Consider the following 17,184-nt stretch of genomic DNA (forward strand, 5'->3'; position numbering starts at 1 on the left):
CATGCCCCTCAAAATGATTCCGAAAGTGATACACAAACGTCGATTGTTTGAATCAAATTGTATCACTATCATCCATTGCAACCGAATGATTTGACGCAGGTCAAGACCCTACAAAGCGGAGTACTGCATGTACGCACAGTTGGTGGATACCGGGGCAACAAGGCTCCGCGCGATGGAAGAGATGGACCCGCAGGAGCGCGAGTTCCAGGCACGCGTGGATGCCGGCATCAAGATCGAAGCGAAGGACTGGATGCCCGAGGCTTACCGCAAGACCCTGATCCGCCAGATCTCGCAGCACGCGCATTCCGAGATCATCGGCCAACTGCCTGAAGGCAACTGGGTCACGCGTGCGCCGACGCTGGAACGCAAGGCCGTGCTGCTGGCAAAGATCCAGGACGAAGCGGGCCACGGCCTCTACCTGTATAGCGCCGCCGAAACGCTCGGTGCTTCGCGCGACGAACTGCTGGGCGACCTGCACTCCGGCAAGGCGAAGTATTCGAGCATCTTCAACTACCCGACGCTGAGCTGGGCCGACATCGGCGCGATCGGCTGGCTGGTCGATGGCTCGGCCATCATCAACCAGGTGCCGCTGTGCCGCTGCTCGTTTGGTCCGTATGCCCGCGCCATGGTGCGCGTGTGCAAGGAAGAGTCGTTCCACCAGCGCCAGGGCTACGACATCCTGCTCAAGCTGTGCCAAGGCACGGCCGAACAGAAACAGATGGCGCAGGACGCACTGAACCGCTGGTGGTGGCCCGCGCTGATGATGTTCGGCCCGTCCGATGCGGATTCACCGAACAGCGCGCAGTCGATGAAATGGCGCATCAAGCTGTTCTCGAACGACGAGCTGCGCCAGAAGATGGTCGATCAGACCGTGCCGCAGGCCGAGTACCTGGGCCTGACCATTCCCGATCCGGACCTCAAGTGGAACGAGGAACGCGGCCATTACGATTTCGGCGCGATCAACTGGGACGAGTTCTACAACGTCCTGCGCGGCAACGGCCCGTGCAACCGCGACCGCCTGCGCACGCGCGTCAAGGCCTGGGACGACGGTGCGTGGTTCCGTGAAGCGCTGGTGGCCCGCGCCGACAAGCAAGAGCGCGCCGCCGCCTGAGCATCCGGCGCGCCGCCGCGCCAACAACCCCTCACAAACTGACAGGAGAGTTGCCATGAAAGAGTGGCCGCTTTGGGAGATCTTTATCCGCAGCCAGCACGGTCTCGCTCACAAGCACGTGGGCAGCCTGCATGCGCCGGACGGCGAAATGGCGATCAATCACGCGCGTGACGTCTACACGCGTCGCAATGAAGGCGTCAGCGTCTGGGTCGTGAAAGCCGCCGACGTAGTCGCCAGCAGCCCCGGCGACAAGGGCCCGCTGTTCGAGCCCGCCAACAGCAAGGTCTACCGCCACCCCACCTTCTTCCCGATGCCGGAAGAGGTCAAGCACATCTGAATTCCAGGCGCGAGGACGCATCCACCATGGACCAACACAAGTTCGAATATCTGCAGCGCCTGGGCGATACCACGCTGGTGCTGGGCCAGCGCCTGTCGGAATGGTGCGGCCGCGGCCCCGCGCTGGAAGAGGACATTGCGCTGACCAACGTCGCGCTGGATCTCGTCGGCCAGACCCGCCTGTGGCTCGGCTACGCGGCGGAAGTCGAAGGCGTGGGCCGCAACGCTGACCAGCTTGCCTACCTGCGCGATGCCCACCAGTTCCGCAACCTGCTGCTCGTCGAACAGCCCAACGGCAGCTACGCCGACACGCTGGCCCGCCAGTTCCTGTTCGATACCTGGCACTACTTCCTGCTTGAGCGGCTGCAGCACTCGACCGATGCGCGCATTGCAGAGATTGCGGCCAAGTCGCTGAAGGAAGTGACCTACCACGTGCGCCGCAGCGGGGACCTCGTCGTTCGCCTTGGTGACGGCACCGAGGAGAGCCATCGCCGCATGCAGGATGCCTTCGACGACCTGTGGATGTTCACCGGCGAACTGTTCGAGTCCGATGCTGCCGAAGTCGCGCTGGTTGCACAGGGCGTTGCGGTCGATCCGGCCTCGCTGGCCGAGTCGTGGCAGCGCCATGTGGGCGAGGTACTGGAGGAAGCCACGTTGCGCATCCCCGCTGGCAATTGGTCGCAGACCGGTGGCCGCCAGGGCCGCCATACTGAACATCTTGGCTACCTGCTGGCCGAGATGCAGTTCCTGCAGCGCGCCTATCCTGGCGCCCGGTGGTGAGCGCCATGTCAGCGCAAGTGTTGGAACGCGCCAGCGTTGCACAGCTCTGGGACTGGCTGGAGCAGGTGCCCGACCCGGAAATCCCGGTGATCTCCGTCGTCGACCTGGGCATCGTGCGCGACGTGGCGTGGATCGACGACGCCTGCGTGATCACCATCACGCCGACGTACTCGGGCTGCCCGGCCATGACGGTGATCCGCGACGACATCGAGCGCGTGCTGGGTGCGCAGGGCATCGACCGCATCAGCGTGCAAACGCGCCTGGCGCCGGCCTGGACCACCGACTGGATGAGCCCGCGCGGCAAGGCCAGCCTGTCCGGCTACGGCATTGCGCCGCCCGCGCAGCAGGTGATTGACATCAGCGGCATCAGCCGCAAGGCGTCGCCCGCGCTGGTGGTGGCCTGCCCGCACTGCGGCTCGCGCCACACACGCCTGGTCAGCCAGTTCGGCTCGACCGCCTGCAAGGCCCTGTACCGCTGCGGCGATTGCAAGGAACCTTTCGACTATTTCAAGGCCCATTGAGCCGCCCGGAGCCGCAGAATGAGCAAATTCCATGAACTGACCGTCGCCAGCGTGACACGCGAAACGCGCGATGCCGTGGCGGTGACTTTCGCCGTGCCGGAGGACCTGGCCGATACCTATCGCTACGTGCAGGGCCAGCATCTGACGCTGCGCGCCGGCATCGGCGGCGAGGACGTCCGCCGCTCGTACTCGATCTGCTCCGCCGTGCAGGACCGGCGCCTGCGCGTGGCGATCAAGCGCGTGGATGGCGGCATGTTCTCGAACTGGGCCAACGATGCGTTGCAGCCGGGCATGACGCTGGAAGTCATGCCGCCGTCGGGACATTTCCACGTGCCGCTGTCGGACACGCACAGCAAGCACTACGTGGCGTTCGCCGCCGGCAGCGGCATCACGCCGATGCTGTCGATCATCAAGACCACGCTGATGACCGAGCCGGACAGCCGCTTCACGCTGTTCTACGGCAACCGCGCATCGTCGTCGGTGCTGTTCAAGGAAGAACTTGAAGACCTGAAGGACACCTACCTCGAGCGCTTCAACCTCGTCTTCATCCTGAGCCGCGAACAGCTCGACATCGACCTGTTCAATGGCCGCATCGACGGCGAGAAAGTGCGCGCGCTGCTGCGCCACTGGGTGCGCCCGCAGGACATCGACGTGGCCTTTATCTGCGGCCCGCATTCGATGATGGAAGAGGTGTCGCATGCGCTGCAAGAAAACGGCGTCGACAAGGCACGCATCAAGCGCGAACTGTTCGCCACCAGCATTCCCGCGGCGCGCCCCGCGGCGCACGCACACAAGCAGCTGGGGCAGCAGCAGTGCGAGGTCACGGTGATCCAGGATGGCCGCACGCGGCAGTTCACGCTGGAGAAGAACAAGGAGACCATCCTCGACGCCGCGCTGGCGCAGGGGATCGAGCTGCCTTACTCCTGCAAGGGCGGCGTCTGTTCCACGTGCCGCTGCAAGCGCATCGAAGGCGAGGTCGACATGGATGTCAACTTCGCGCTCGAAGACTACGAGGTTGCGCGCGGTTTCATCCTGAGCTGCCAGAGCTACGCCGTCACCGACAAGCTGGTGATCGATTTCGACCAGGAAACCTGAGCGGTTCCCGGCGTCCATTCAAGTCATTCAAGCCATTCAAGCAAACATTTCCCCGGAGCAAGCTGTGTCCCATCCGTTTTTCACGCGTCATCAGGCGCTGCTGGACCAAGCCACCCAGGCCATCGCCGAGCGCGGCTACTGGAGCCCGTTCCCCGAAATGCCGAGCCCCAGGGCGTACGGCGAGACCGCCAACGCCGACGGCAAGGCCGCATTCGAAGCGCGGCTGAACAAGCCCTTCGCGCTGACACAGCCGGGCACGGTCGGCCAGGCCGGCAAGGAAGTCTCGCCGTATGGCACGGAACTGGGCGTTACCTATCCGAAGCCCGATCTCGACCAGCTTTTCGCCGGCGTGGCGGCAGGCATGCCCGCATGGCGCAAGGCTGGCCCCCAGGCTTGGGTTGGCGTCTCGCTCGAGATCCTGCATCGCCTGAACCGCCGCAGCTTCGAGATTGCGTACGCAGTCATGCACACCACCGGCCAGGCCTTCATGATGGCCTTCCAGGCCGGCGGCCCGCACGCGCAGGACCGCGGCCTGGAAGCCGTGGCCTATGCGTGGGACGAGATGCGTCGCATCCCGAAGCGTGCAGTGTGGGAGAAGCCGCAAGGCAAGAACGAGCCGCTGCGCATGGAGAAGCAGTACACCGTGGTGCCGCGTGGTGTCGGCCTGGTGATCGGCTGCTGCACGTTCCCGACGTGGAACGGATATCCGGGCCTGTTCGCGAGCCTTGCCACCGGCAACGCCGTGGTGGTCAAGCCGCACCCGGGCGCGATCCTGCCGCTCGCCATCACCGTGGAAGTCGCGCGTGAAGTGCTGCAGGAAGCCGGCTTCGACCCGAACCTCGTCACGCTGGTCGCCAACGACCCGACCGAGCGCATGGCATCGACGCTCGCGCTGCGTCCGGAAGTGCGCCTGATCGATTTCACCGGCAGCACCGCCAACGGTGACTGGCTCGAGCGCAATGCGCACCAGGCGCAGGTGTACACCGAGAAGGCTGGCGTGAACCAGATCGTCATCGACTCGACCAGCGACTTCAAGGGCATGGTGCGCAATATCGCGTTCTCGCTCGCGCTGTACTCTGGCCAGATGTGCACGGCGCCGCAGAACATCTATGTGCCAAAGGGCGGCATCGACACGCCGGAAGGGCACCTGAGCTTCGATCAGGTCGCCAGCGCGATTGGCGAAGCCGTGGGCAAGCTGACGGGCGATGCGGCCAAGGCTGTGGAACTGATCGGCGCGATCCAGAATGATGGCGTGGTGCAGCGTATCGAGGCATCTCGGTCGCTGGGCGAGATCGTCATCGACAGCCGCGCGCTGCAGCATCCCGAGTTCCCCGGCGCCCGCGTGCACACGCCGCTGGTGCTCAAAGTCGATGCGAGCGACGAAGGCAAGATCATGCAGGAGCTGTTCGGTCCGATCTCGTTCGTGGTCGCCACTGAAGACACCGCACACAGCATCGATCTGGCTCGCCGCGGCGCAAAGGAACACGGCGCGCTGACGCTGTCTGCCTACACCACCAACGACGGCGTGGCCGATGCGATCAGCGATGCAGCGGAAGAGGCCGGCGTGGCGCTGTCGTTCAACCTGACCGGCGCCGTGTTCGTCAATCAGTCGGCGGCATTCAGCGATTTCCATGCCACCGGCGCCAATCCTGCCGCCAATGCGTCGCTGTCAGACGCGGCGTTCGTCGCCAACCGCTTCCGCGTGGTGCAGAGCCGCAAGCACATCTGACCCTTACCGAGCTTCGCTCGCAGTACCGTAGCCCCTCGCGCCGGCCCCCCAAAGCATGCGGCGCCACGATAACGATGGAGTAGACAATGGTTCAACGCACTTCCCACCCCGACGAGCTGGAGCCGATCGAACGCGCCAGCCGCGATGAACTGCAGGCGCTGCAGCTGGAACGGCTTAAATGGAGCGTGCGCCATGCCTATGACAACGTGCCGCATTACCGCAAGTCGTTTGACGCGGCGGGCGTGCATCCGGATGACCTGAAGTCGCTGTCGGACCTGTCGAAGTTCCCGTTCCTGGCCAAGCAGGACCTGCGCGACAACTACCCGTTCGGCATGTTCGCCGTGCCGCGCGAGAAGGTGGCGCGCGTGCACGCATCGAGCGGCACCACGGGCAAGCCGACCGTGGTGGGCTACACCGCACGCGATATCGACACGTGGGCGAGCGTGGTGGCGCGCTCGATTCGCGCCGCAGGGGGGCGTCCAGGCGATCTCGTGCACGTGAGCTACGGTTATGGCCTGTTCACGGGTGGCCTCGGCGCGCACTACGGTGCGGAAAAGGCGGGTTGCACGGTCATCCCGATGTCGGGCGGCCAGACCGAGAAACAGGTACAGCTGATCCGCGAGTTCCAGCCGAACATCATCATGGTGACGCCGTCGTACATGCTGAACCTGATCGAGGAGATGATGCGCCAGGGTATGGATCCGGCCGAAAGCTCGCTGAAGGTTGGCATCTTCGGCGCCGAGCCGTGGACCGATGCAATGCGTGCCGAGATCGAAGCGCGCGCGGGCATCGATGCGGTGGACATCTACGGCCTGTCGGAAGTCATGGGACCGGGCGTGGCGTGCGAATGCATCGAAAGCAAGGACGGCCCGGTGATCTGGGAAGACCACTTCTATGCCGAGATCATCGATCCGGTCACCGGCGAAGTGCTGCCGGACGGCGAGGAGGGCGAACTGGTGTTCACCTCGCTGACCAAGGAAGCGCTGCCGGTGATCCGCTACCGCACGCGCGACCTCACGCGCCTGCTGCCGCCGACGTCGCGTTCGATGCGCCGCATTGGCAAGATCACGGGTCGGTCGGACGACATGTTGATCATCCGCGGTGTGAACGTGTTCCCGTCGCAGATCGAGGAACTGATCCTCAAGGCGCCCGCGCTGGCCCCGCAATACCAGCTCGTCGTCACGCGCGACGGCCATCTGGACAAGCTCGAGGTGCGCGTCGAAGCGCGTCCGCAATCGTCTGGCCTGAGCGGCAATGACCGTGCGGCGCTGGAGCAGCAACTCAAGGAGCAGATCAAGACCTACGTCGGCGTGACCACGCGCGTGCAGGTGCTCGATGCCGAAGGCATCGAGCGCACGAGTGTGGGCAAGGCGCGGCGTGTGCTGGATATGCGGCCGAAAGTTACGCATGAGCAGCCGGTCGGGGCGATCTGACCTTCCGGGCTGGCAAGTCTTGCCGGCCCGCAATTCCAATCCGATTTGACAAGGACGATGGCGCCCGCCAAGAGGCGCCACGGCCCCCCTCGGGCCAAAGGAGACCGCATGGACGCGCAACAACTGGAACTTGAGACCCTGCAGCAACACCCTGATTTCATCCGGCTGGCCAACGGGCGTGCGCGCCTGGGCTGGTCGCTCACGGTGGTGATGCTGGCCATCTATTTCGGCTTCATCCTGCTGCTGGCATTCGCGCCGGCCACGCTCGGCACGCCGCTTGGCGGCGGTGTCATGACGCTCGGCATCCCCGTCGGCGTGGGCATCATCGTGGCTGCCATCGTGCTGACTGCGGTCTACGTGCGTCGGGCCAATACCGAGCTGGACCCGATCAACGAACGCCTGCGCAAGGAGTGCCAAGCATGAAGCCGACTCTTCGCAAACTGCCTCTTCTCATCATGAGCCTGGCAAGTGGCGCTGCGCTGGCGGCGCCTGCCATCCAGGGCGAGGTCACGCGCCGGCCGCTGAACTGGAGCGCCATCGTGATGTTCATGCTGTTCGTGCTGTTCACGCTCGGCATCACGCGCTGGGCCGCGCGGCGCACGAAATCAGCGTCGGACTTCTATGCGGCCGGAGGCGGCCTGACCGGCTTCCAGAACGGCCTGGCGATTGCGGGCGACATGGTCTCGGCCGCATCGTTCCTCGGCATCTCGGCAATGATGTTCGACAAGGGCTATGACGGGCTGATCTACGCGCTCGGCGTGGTCGCCGGCTGGCCCATCATCCTGTTCATCGTGGCCGAGCGGCTGCGCAACCTGGGCCGCTATACGTTTGCCGACGTCGTGTCGTACCGCCTGTCGCAGAAGCCCGTGCGCATCACGGCCGCATTCGGCACGCTGACCGTCGTGATCATGTACCTGGTCGCGCAGATGGTTGGGGCCGGCAAGCTGATTGAACTGCTGTTCGGCACCAGCTATGAATCGGCCGTGGTCGTCGTCGGCCTGCTGATGGTGCTGTACGTGCTGTTCGGCGGCATGCTGGCGACGACCTGGGTGCAGATCATCAAGGCCGTGCTGCTGCTGGGCGGCGTCACGTTCATGGCGTTCATGGTGCTGGCGTACTTCGACTACAGCCCCGAAGCGATGTTCGCGGGCGCGGCGAAGGTGCATGACAAGGGACTCGCCATCCTGTCGCCCGGCGGCCTCGTGTCGAACCCGATCGACGCCATTTCGCTGGGCGTGGGCATGATGTTCGGCACGGCCGGTCTGCCGCATATCCTGATGCGCTTCTTCACGGTCGCGGATGCGCGTGAAGCGCGCAAGTCGGTGCTCTATGCGACCGGTTTTATCGGCTACTTCTACGTGCTGATCCTCGTGGTGGGCTTCGGCGCTATTGTCATGGTCGGGAGCGATCCTGCCTACCGCGATGCCGCGGGCAAGCTCATCGGCGGCAGCAATATGGTGGCGGTGCATCTCGCGCATGCCATCGGTGGTGACCTGTTCCTCGGCTTCATCTCGGCGGTGGCGTTCGCGACCATCCTCGCGGTGGTGGCGGGCCTGGCGCTTTCGGGGGCCTCGGCGGTGTCGCACGACTTGTACGCCAATGTGTTCCGCAAAGGACAGGCGAACGAGAAGGACGAGATTCGCGTCTCGAAGGCGGCCACGCTGGTCATCGGCCTGCTGGCGATGGTGCTCGGCGTGCTGTTCGAGAAGCAGAATATCGCCTTCCTGTCCGGGCTCGTGCTGGCTATTGCCGCTTCGGTCAACTTCCCGGTGCTGTTCCTGTCGATGTTCTGGAAGGGACTGACCACGAAGGGCGCCGTTGCGGGAAGCCTCGCGGGACTCGCATCGGCGGTGGCGCTGCTGGTGCTCGGCCCCACGGTGTGGGTCGGCCTGCTGCACCATGACAAGCCGATCTTCCCGTATGCGAATCCGGCGTTGTTCTCGATGACGCTTGCGTTCGTCTCCGCGTGGCTCGTGTCGGTGCTGGACAACTCGGCGCAGGCTGCTGCGGAGCGGCGTCGCTTTGGCGCGCAGTTCGTGCGGTCGATGACGGGGATCGGGGCTGCGGGGGCATCGCAGCATTGAGAATTCCCGACGGCGCCAATCATGCATGGGTCGGGTTGCTCCCTCTCCCACTTCTGGAGAGCGGAGTTACGCTGTGCGTAGTTGTTGCCGGCGCGCTCCCATACAGTCGAATAGCCCGGTGTGTTCGATTGAGATATTTTCGCTCGAAAAGCGCGTGGGCGACCTTCGATATGCCTGGCATGGATTGCAAAGTCGCTGGCGCGCTTTGCATGGCTGGTTGCGCGGCGGGCCGCTAGTCTTTGGGTGCGGCGATCGTCGAGGCGTGAAGCGGCTGGGGCCGGTACGCCCACTCGCGCGTCGTCGCATTCCAATGTTTCTGGAAGGACGGAACCAGCATGACCTACTCGCTTTCGCGTGCTGACGTGGACAGCATCACCGATACGGAACTGGCGCGCAGCACCACGAGGCTTCTGCCCCAATGGCCGGACATTCCCGACGACTTTCGCGAGGGCAATGTCTACACCCGCATGGCAGAGGCGCGCCTGCTCGACTACCCGATGCCGGCGATCACGCTGACGTTCCTGCCGGGCTTCGACGACGCGGCGGCATGCGCGGCGATCGACCGTTGCGTCGCCGCTCACCTGAAGGCATTCGATCCGGGGCACGAGCACCGGATCGCCGGTGTCGGCTACATGATCTCGAAGGTCTGCACGATCACGGGAGGCTGAGCACGGGGCGCCCGCTACGCAGGGACGAACGCGCTCCCACGAATGCTGGCAAGCGCCCGTGCGGCATTGAGGTAATGCGGAGGAAAAGGGCTACCTGATGCATCAGAAGCCCGCCCGGGCAGGATCAGTCGGCGATCAGATTGATCTTCGACGCGAGCTTCTGCCAGCGGTCGATATCGCCGTTCACGAGCTTCTGGAACTCGGCCGGGGTGCTGGTCGTGGTGGCGAAGCCGAGTTGCGCGAGCGATGCCTTGATCTCGGGCTTGGCCACGGCCTTTGCGATTTCCGCGTTCAGCTTCTGCACGATTTCAGGCGGCGTATGCGCTGGCGCAAGAATGCCGAACCACTGGTCGACTTCGTAGCCAGTCACGCCCAGTTCGCTGACGGAGGGCACATCGGGCAGCAGCGGCGAACGCGACTTCGATGTCACGGCCAGCGCGCGCAGCTTGTTGCTCTTGAGGTAAGGCACCGTGTTGGGCAGCGTGTTGATGCTGACCTCCGCCTGCCCGCCCAGCACGTCTGCAATGGCCGGAGCACAACCCTTATAGGGCACGTGCAGCATGTCGATCTTGGCGGACATCTTGAGCAGTTCGCCGGCCAGATGCTGCGGCGTGCCGTTTCCGCACGAGGCATAGCTCGGCGGCGTGGCGCTCTTGCCGGCCGCGAGCAGATCCTTGAACGTGCGCAAGCCGGAGTTTTGCGGAACGGAAATGACCGACGGAACCGACGCGAAGGTGATGACGGCATTGAAGTCATTCTTCGGGTCGAACTGCAGCTTCCTGAAGACGCCAGGGTTGATGGCGAAGCTGCTGTTGACGATCAGCAGCGTATAGCCGTCGGCGGGGCTCTTGGCAACGAACTCGGCGCCAATATTGCCGCTCGCGCCGGGACGGTTGTCGACGACAACGGGTTGCCCCAGGGTCTTGCTGAGGTCGGTGCCAATCAGCCGCGCGAGCGCGTCCGTTCCGCCGCCGGCGGGGAACGTGACGACCATGCGGATCGGCTTCTGGGGGAAGGTGCTCGCGATGTTGGCTTCGGCGCGTCCGGGCAAGGTGCCCAGGCTGCCTGCCACGAACAGCAGCGATGCAAGACTGCGGACGACGGTTAGGGGTCTCATTGATTTGCCTCGTCGGTTAGGGTGGGGGAAACAGGAAGCCAGGTCAATCGGGATCAACACGCACGGCCGTGGAGGCTTCACCGGCCGGGCCCGTCATGGCGACGGCCGTGGCGAGATCCGCGGCGGACTCCGCATGGATCCGGTACAGCGGCTCGCCGGCCGCAACGCGCTCGCCGATCGTGCAAAGCAGGTCGATGCCCGCACCGGCACTGCGCGGCGCGCCCGCGGCGCGCGCAATGCCGGAGATCTGCCACCCGTTGATCGCCGCGACACGGCCCTCTGCCGGTGCAACGATCACGTGGGTATGCGCGCCCGGCGCCACCGGATCCGGGCGGATTCCCTGCGTGGCGACAATCCGATCGAACGCGGCCCTGGCGCTTCCTTCGTCGAGCAGCGCCGTCGCAATGCGCATGCCTTGCGCCGCGGACGCCACACGCGGATCGAAGGCGATGATCTCGCCGGCGAAGCGCAGCGCCTTTTCGCGCAGGTCCATCGGGGCGTCGGGGTGGTTCTCCAGCACTTGCCGCACATCGCGCACCTCGAGCGCGGGACCGACGCCGCGGCCGATCGGCCGGCTGCCGTCCGTGACCAGCGCGCGCACGTGCAGGCCCAGTCCTTTGCCGACCTCCTCGAACAACCCGGCCAGCGCGTCGGCGTCGGCACGCGCGGAAAGCTTGGTCTGCGGGCCGTAGGGGATATCGACGATGACGTGCGTGGCGCCGGCCGTGGCTTTCTTCGACAGGATGGAGGCCACTGCCCAGCGGCGTGAGTCGAGACCGAGGGGCCGCGTGATCGCGTTCATCACGTCATCGATGACCGAATGGTTCAGACGCCCGTTCCACGCAATGCACGCGCGCGCCTGGGCGACGCAACGGCGCACGTCGTCGTGGGTCAGGTCCACGCGCGCCACGGTTTCCATGGCGTCGGCGGTGCCGGCCGCCGACGTGATCGCGCGCGAAGACGTCTTTGGCATGGCCAGTCCGTATGCGGCGACGATCGGCACCACGATCAGCGTGATGCGGCTGCCCGGTATGCCGCCCATGGAGTGCTTGTCCACGACGATTGGCTCATCCCACTCGATGCGCGCGGTAAAGCGTGTGCGCGCGCGGGCCAGTGCAACCACTTCGCGGTCGTCGAGCGAGCGTGTGGCGGCAGTCAGGAAGGCGGTGAGTTCCTGCTCGGTGTAGCGGCCTGCGATGGCGTCGCGCAGGATGGCTTCGTAGGCGCCTTCGTCGAGCGGCTGGCCGTCCAGCTTGGCCGCAAGATGGCGGCGGCTGGCGGGCTGCGGCACAGAGCCTGCGTTCGCGCCGTTCCGCAGCGCATCGGTGAAGCGCGCCACGCCGAGATCGAGCGTGCTGTCGTTCGTCACCGTGACGCAGTGCACGCCGTCGGGCATCGGCGGGGCCTGGCGTGCGACGCGGCGCATGACATCGTCGCCGGATTCACGGCCGCGTGCGGCAATGCGCTGCGCCAGCACGTCCTGGGGCGCAGTCACATTCACCACGACGAAGCGCGGCAGTTGCCGGGCCAGCATCGCAATCACGCCGCGCGAGCCGTTGGCGACCACGTGCTTTCCCGTCTCCAGCAGCCCGACCAGCCACTGCGGCAGCCCGTAGCGCAGCCCGTGGGCATGCCACGTAACGAGGAACTCGCCATTGCGCTCGCGCTCGGCGAACTCTGCCTCGGCGACACCTTCGTGGTCTTCGCCCGGCGATCCGCTCGGGCGCGTGATGATGCGCCGCGCGAACACGTACTCGTCGTTGCCGAGGGTCGCACGTGCACCGTCGATCAGGGAATCCTTGCCTGCCCCGCTAGGGCCCACCACAAGAAAAAAAGTGCCGCTCTCTTTCATGATTACCTTAGACGTCGAAGATGTTTGGGTATGCTAGCAGCCAGCCCCGGACTGTCAAGACAAGTTCGATGTCTAAGTTAATGCAAGCAACGGGCCAGCTGCCGCAAATCCAGTGTGTACGCGGGATTTCTGATGTTCTAGGGGAAAACACGGGGATGGCCGATGCGCGTTGCCGGTGCCCGGCGCATCAGCGTCGCGCATGCTGCACTGATGTAGTGACGGCTACATGGATGGGGCTGTGCGGTATGGCGGGAACAGCGCGGGCGATGTCCGGAAGCGCTATCATGTGCACCGCCCCGCTCGTGGCCACGATGGCCATACCGGGATCGCATCGCCTTCTATGTCACCGCTATGGCCACGAAAAAGCAGGAATCCCCGGTCACGATCACGCCTTCCGACGAAGTCGACGTCGAGCGCCTGGCGCACCTCGTCAAGGACGCCGCGCGCGCCTACATCCGCGCGCTGCAGCTGCGCCTCGCGCAGCATTCCGTGTCGTACGGGCACTGGACCATCCTGCGCATCCTGTGGCGGCACGATGGCCTGTCGCAGCGCGAACTGAGCGAGCGTGCCGGCGTGACGGAGCCAACGACGTTCTCTGCGGTCAAGGCGCTGGAAGCGCTGGGCTATGTGGAGCGGATGCACCTGCCGGGGAACAACAAGAAAGTGCATGTGTTCCTGAGCAAGGCAGGACGGGCGCTACGGCGCAAGCTCGAGCCGCTGGCCGAAGAGGTCAACGCGATCAGCGTCGAAGGCGTGACGGAAGAGGACGTGATGACCACGCGCCGCGTGCTGATCTCGATCGCCGAGAAGCTGGTCGCCGACGAGGCCGCGCTTGCGGAAAGCGGACGCAGGGTGCCTTCGACGCAGGAAGTCGGGCGCCTGCTGGCTGATCTCTGACGCAGAAAGCGAAGACGAAAAAGCCCCGCGCCGGCAGGTACCGGCGAAGGGGAAGTGCCCTCGGGTAGACGAGGAACAGCCTTGCGCGCCGCTCAGGCGTCGTCGAGCCCGATATCCACGGCGGGCGCCGATTGCGTGATCTTGCTGGTGGAGATGTAGTCGACGCCGGTTTCCGCCACCGCGCGGATTGTCTCCAGGCGAATGCCGCCCGACGCCTCGACCTTGGTCCGGCCGTTGACGATCTGCACGGCTTCCTTCATGTCGGGCAGCGACATGTTGTCGAGCATGATCACATCCACGCCGGCGTCCAGCGCTTCACGCACCTGATCGAGTCGATCGCATTCGACCTCGAGCTTGGTCAGCACCGGCAGCTTCCTGCGCACACGCGCCACGGCCGCGGCAATGCTGCCGCACACGGCGATGTGGTTGTCCTTGATCATCACACCGTTGTCGAGGCTGAGCCGGTGGTTCAGGCCGCCACCGCAGGTTACGGCATGCTTCTCCAGCGCGCGCAGGCCCGGCGTGGTCTTGCGGCTGTCGATCAGGCGCGCTTTCGTATGCGCGATTTCATCGGCATACCGCGCCGTCAGGTTGGCGATGCCGCACAGCCGCTGCATGATGTTGAGCGCCGTCCGTTCGGCGGTCAGTACGCTGCGTGCATTGCCGCTGACGTTGAGCAGCACCGCGCCTTTTTCGACCTTGTCGCCATCGGCCGCGCGCACGTCGATCGAAAGGCTGGGGTCATAGCGGGCAAAGATGCGTGCGGCCACGTCAATGCCGGCAATGATCATCGGTTCCCGCGCATTCATGCAGAACGTGCCGGTTTCACCCGGTTCGATCATCGTCTGGACGGTCAGGTCGCAGATGCCGATGTCTTCGGTCAGCCAGAGATCGATGAGCTTGTCGGTGGAGAATATGTCGTACATGTGTCGCTCCTGAGTGGTCGGTGGCTGTACTCAATAATCTTAGATATCGAAGTACATGGCGCAATACTAGCACCTCGGCGTACCGTGTCAATAATATTTCGATGTCTAAGATAAATTGGCGAGATCAGCCGGGAGCGACTTTGCTGCGACGGTGGGAGGCGAGGGGATGTGGCGCAGAGCCGGCCAGCCGCACCAGGGCATCTTCGGAACCGCGCGATGGAAACTACCGGCGCGCACCACGCCAAGGAAGAAAGTCAAGACACGGGCCTTGTCCATGATCGGAGCAATCAGTGGGAAACGGGGCCCATTATCGTCCGAACGGTGCGCGCGATGCTCGCGTATGGCCGCGAGCGTGCCGCGGCCATACGCGCAGAGGGGACGCGCTCAGGCCCCGGTATCGGCCTGCGCCTTGTGCTTGGCCGCCATCTTGTCCTGCTGCCCGGGCGGCACGCCCTCATAGTGGCTGAACTGGATGGTGTAGCTGCCGTGGCCGCCGGTCAGGCTGTTCAGCCGCGACTGGTAGTCGTTAAGCTCCGACAGCGGGACCTTGCCGGCGACAATTACCGTGTTGGCCGCACCGGTACGGGTGCCATGCACCTGGCCGCGCTTGGACGAGAGATCGCCGATCACGTCGCCCATGGACGAGTCGGGCATCATCACCTCGATATCGACCACCGGTTCCAGCACGCTGGGCCTGGCCTTGAGCACGGCGTCGACAAAGGCTTTGCGCCCGGCAGTGGCGAATGCCACTTCCTTGGAATCGACAGGATGGCTCTTGCCATCGAGCACCGTGACGCGCACGTCCTGCATCGGGAAGCCGGCCAGCGGCCCGCACTCCAGTGCCTGGCGGATGCCTTTTTCCACGGCCGGAATGAACTGCCCGGGAATCGCGCCACCCTTGACCGCGTCGACGAACTCGAAGCCCGTGCCGCGCGGCAGGGGGTCCACGCGCAGCATGACCTCGCCAAACTGACCCGCGCCGCCGGTCTGCTTCTTGTGGCGGTGATGGCCCTCCGCCGATCCGCCAATGGTTTCGCGATAGGCGATGCGCGGCGGCCGTGTGACCACTTCGAGCTTGTACTGCTCGGTCAGCCGCTCCATCACGCAGCGCAAGTGGAACTCGCCGAGCCCGAGCAGCACGGTCTCATTCGTGCCGGGCGGATGCTCGACGCGCAGGCAAGGATCTTCGGCGGACAGCTTGTGCAGGACTTCGGCCATGCGCTGCTCGTTGCCGCGGCGTGCAGGCTCGATCGCGAGGCCATAGATCGGCGTCGGGAATTCGAGCGGGATCAGGTGGATATTGCCGTCCTCGTTGGCATCATGCAGCACCGCATCGAAGCCGATCTCGTCGATCTTGGCCACCGCACAGATGTCGCCTGGCCCTGCGCGTGGCACTTCCTCGTGCTCCTTCCCTTGCAGCAACAGCAAATGCGCGACCTTGATCGGCTGGCGCGCATCGCCGATGTAGAGCTGGCTGTCGCGCGTGACGGTGCCCTGGTGGATGCGGAACACCGCCATCTTGCCGACGTACGGGTCCATCACGATCTTGAAGACGTGCGCGAGCACATGCTTGTCGGGCACGGGCTCGGCGCGCACTTCCTTCTTGCGCTCCGCACCGTCGCTGCCTTCGCCGACACTGCGGTAGAACATCGGCGGGTTGCCTTCGGTCGGGTTCGGCAGCAGCCGCACGAACGCGTCGAGCAGTTCTGGCACACCCGCACCGGTGGCGGCCGAGGTGAAGCAGATCGGCACCAGATGCCCTTCGCGCAGCGCGCGCTCGAACGGCGCGTGCAACTGCTCGGGCTGAATCGCTTCGCCTTGCTCGAGGTAAAGCTCCATCAGCTCCGGATCGATTTCGATCACCTGGTCGACCAGCGCATCATGCGCGGCGGGCACGCTCAGGAAATCCGCTTCGCCGGCAGGGTTGAAAAAGCAGTCCACCACCTGGCTGCCGCCCGCCGCCGGGAGGTTGATCGGCAGGCATTCCTTGCCGAACGCTTCCTGGATGTCGGCAAGCAGCGCTGGCAGGTCGACCTTCTCGCCATCGATGCCGTTGACGATGATCATCCGGCACAACTTGCGCGCCTGGGCCCACGCCATGGCGCGCCGCGTGGTCATCTCGATGCCGGTCTGGGCATTGATGACGATGGCGGCCGTTTCCACCGCAGGCAGGGCGCTGATGGCCTGGCCAGAGAAGTCGGGATATCCGGGGGTGTCAATCAGGTAGATGCGGGTGTTGCGGAAATCGACGTGCAGGACTGCGGAGGTGAGGGAGTGGTGGTATTTGCGCTCGAGCGGGTCAAAGTCGCTGACCGTTGAACCCCGCTCGACGCTGCCTGGGGCATGCAGGGCGCCCCCCTTGTGCAGCAGCGCCTCGGCTAGCGAGGTCTTGCCGCACCCCGCGTGGCCCAGCAGGGCAATGGTTCGAATTGCGTCGGGACTATAGTGCATGGCAGCTCTCGTCCGGCAATGGCAGTCAGGCCATTATTGGCGAAAATTGCCGGAAGCACCATATGCGGAAACCCGCCGATGGGGCGGGAGCAGACAAAGGAGTCCCGTCCTGTGCACTCGCGCTGCGGCCCACAGCGCGGCCGGCCGGCATGCTGCGACGCAGCGAAGCCTGCCGCCGGGGCGT

Annotated in this window: 15 protein-coding genes; 11 read left to right on the forward strand and 4 right to left on the reverse strand. The window is 65.0% G+C overall.

What is annotated here, in order from left to right; genetic code table 11:
• The first annotated feature begins 127 nt into the window (after positions 1–127).
• From paaA to ACIGJG_RS19355, 10 genes are all read left to right on the forward strand, one after another.
• Positions 128–1,111, forward strand: a complete 984-nt coding sequence (paaA, locus tag ACIGJG_RS19310; RefSeq protein ID WP_011299860.1) for a 1,2-phenylacetyl-CoA epoxidase subunit PaaA — start codon at positions 128–130, stop codon at positions 1,109–1,111.
• Between the two features lie 55 nt (positions 1,112–1,166).
• On the forward strand, positions 1,167–1,448 hold the full coding sequence (gene paaB / locus ACIGJG_RS19315; protein ID WP_011299861.1) for a 1,2-phenylacetyl-CoA epoxidase subunit PaaB: 282 nt from the start codon (positions 1,167–1,169) through the stop codon (positions 1,446–1,448).
• Between the two features lie 26 nt (positions 1,449–1,474).
• On the forward strand, positions 1,475–2,227 hold the full coding sequence (gene paaC / locus ACIGJG_RS19320; RefSeq protein ID WP_011299862.1) for a 1,2-phenylacetyl-CoA epoxidase subunit PaaC: 753 nt from the start codon (positions 1,475–1,477) through the stop codon (positions 2,225–2,227).
• Positions 2,228–2,232: 5 nt separating this feature from the next.
• Complete coding sequence (gene paaD, locus ACIGJG_RS19325; RefSeq protein ID WP_011299863.1) at positions 2,233–2,748, forward strand: 1,2-phenylacetyl-CoA epoxidase subunit PaaD; 516 nt, start codon at positions 2,233–2,235, stop codon at positions 2,746–2,748.
• An 18-nt stretch (positions 2,749–2,766) separates the two neighbouring features.
• Complete coding sequence (gene paaE / locus ACIGJG_RS19330; RefSeq protein ID WP_220630456.1) at positions 2,767–3,843, forward strand: 1,2-phenylacetyl-CoA epoxidase subunit PaaE; 1,077 nt, start codon at positions 2,767–2,769, stop codon at positions 3,841–3,843.
• A 64-nt stretch (positions 3,844–3,907) separates the two neighbouring features.
• Positions 3,908–5,572: a phenylacetic acid degradation protein PaaN gene (paaN, locus tag ACIGJG_RS19335; RefSeq protein WP_483673761.1), complete on the forward strand. Its 1,665-nt coding sequence runs from the start codon at positions 3,908–3,910 to the stop codon at positions 5,570–5,572.
• An 86-nt stretch (positions 5,573–5,658) separates the two neighbouring features.
• A complete protein-coding gene (gene paaK / locus ACIGJG_RS19340) occupies positions 5,659–7,005 on the forward strand; it encodes a phenylacetate--CoA ligase PaaK (protein WP_011299866.1) in 1,347 nt (448 codons plus the stop codon).
• A gap of 108 nt (positions 7,006–7,113) precedes the next feature.
• Positions 7,114–7,428, forward strand: coding sequence for a DUF485 domain-containing protein (locus tag ACIGJG_RS19345; protein WP_140949373.1), 315 nt, complete (start codon positions 7,114–7,116; stop codon positions 7,426–7,428).
• On the forward strand, positions 7,425–9,089 hold the full coding sequence (locus tag ACIGJG_RS19350) for a cation acetate symporter (RefSeq protein ID WP_011299868.1): 1,665 nt from the start codon (positions 7,425–7,427) through the stop codon (positions 9,087–9,089). The genes ACIGJG_RS19345 and ACIGJG_RS19350 overlap by 4 nt, the downstream gene beginning before the upstream one ends.
• 335 nt (positions 9,090–9,424) lie before the next feature.
• Positions 9,425–9,757: a hypothetical protein gene (locus ACIGJG_RS19355; RefSeq protein ID WP_011299869.1), complete on the forward strand. Its 333-nt coding sequence runs from the start codon at positions 9,425–9,427 to the stop codon at positions 9,755–9,757.
• Positions 9,758–9,881: 124 nt separating this feature from the next.
• Here ACIGJG_RS19355 and ACIGJG_RS19360 read toward each other — a convergent pair whose 3' ends face one another.
• A complete protein-coding gene (locus ACIGJG_RS19360) occupies positions 9,882–10,874 on the reverse strand; it encodes a tripartite tricarboxylate transporter substrate binding protein (protein ID WP_483673762.1) in 993 nt (330 codons plus the stop codon).
• A gap of 43 nt (positions 10,875–10,917) precedes the next feature.
• Positions 10,918–12,726: a phosphonate metabolism protein/1,5-bisphosphokinase (PRPP-forming) PhnN gene (gene phnN / locus ACIGJG_RS19365; RefSeq protein ID WP_483673763.1), complete on the reverse strand. Its 1,809-nt coding sequence runs from the start codon at positions 12,724–12,726 to the stop codon at positions 10,918–10,920.
• Positions 12,727–13,077: 351 nt separating this feature from the next.
• Here phnN and ACIGJG_RS19370 point away from each other — a divergent pair, with 351 nt between their 5' ends.
• On the forward strand, positions 13,078–13,623 hold the full coding sequence (locus ACIGJG_RS19370; RefSeq protein WP_011299872.1) for a MarR family winged helix-turn-helix transcriptional regulator: 546 nt from the start codon (positions 13,078–13,080) through the stop codon (positions 13,621–13,623).
• A 92-nt stretch (positions 13,624–13,715) separates the two neighbouring features.
• Here the strand turns inward: ACIGJG_RS19370 and nadC are convergent, their stop codons facing one another.
• Both nadC and fusA read right to left on the reverse strand, forming a co-directional pair.
• Positions 13,716–14,549: a carboxylating nicotinate-nucleotide diphosphorylase gene (gene nadC / locus ACIGJG_RS19375; protein WP_011299873.1), complete on the reverse strand. Its 834-nt coding sequence runs from the start codon at positions 14,547–14,549 to the stop codon at positions 13,716–13,718.
• Positions 14,550–14,933: 384 nt separating this feature from the next.
• Positions 14,934–17,000: an elongation factor G gene (gene fusA / locus ACIGJG_RS19380; RefSeq protein WP_483673764.1), complete on the reverse strand. Its 2,067-nt coding sequence runs from the start codon at positions 16,998–17,000 to the stop codon at positions 14,934–14,936.
• Positions 17,001–17,184 lie beyond the last annotated feature (184 nt).

Source organism: Cupriavidus sp. C1SS-2L (assembly GCF_057073735.1).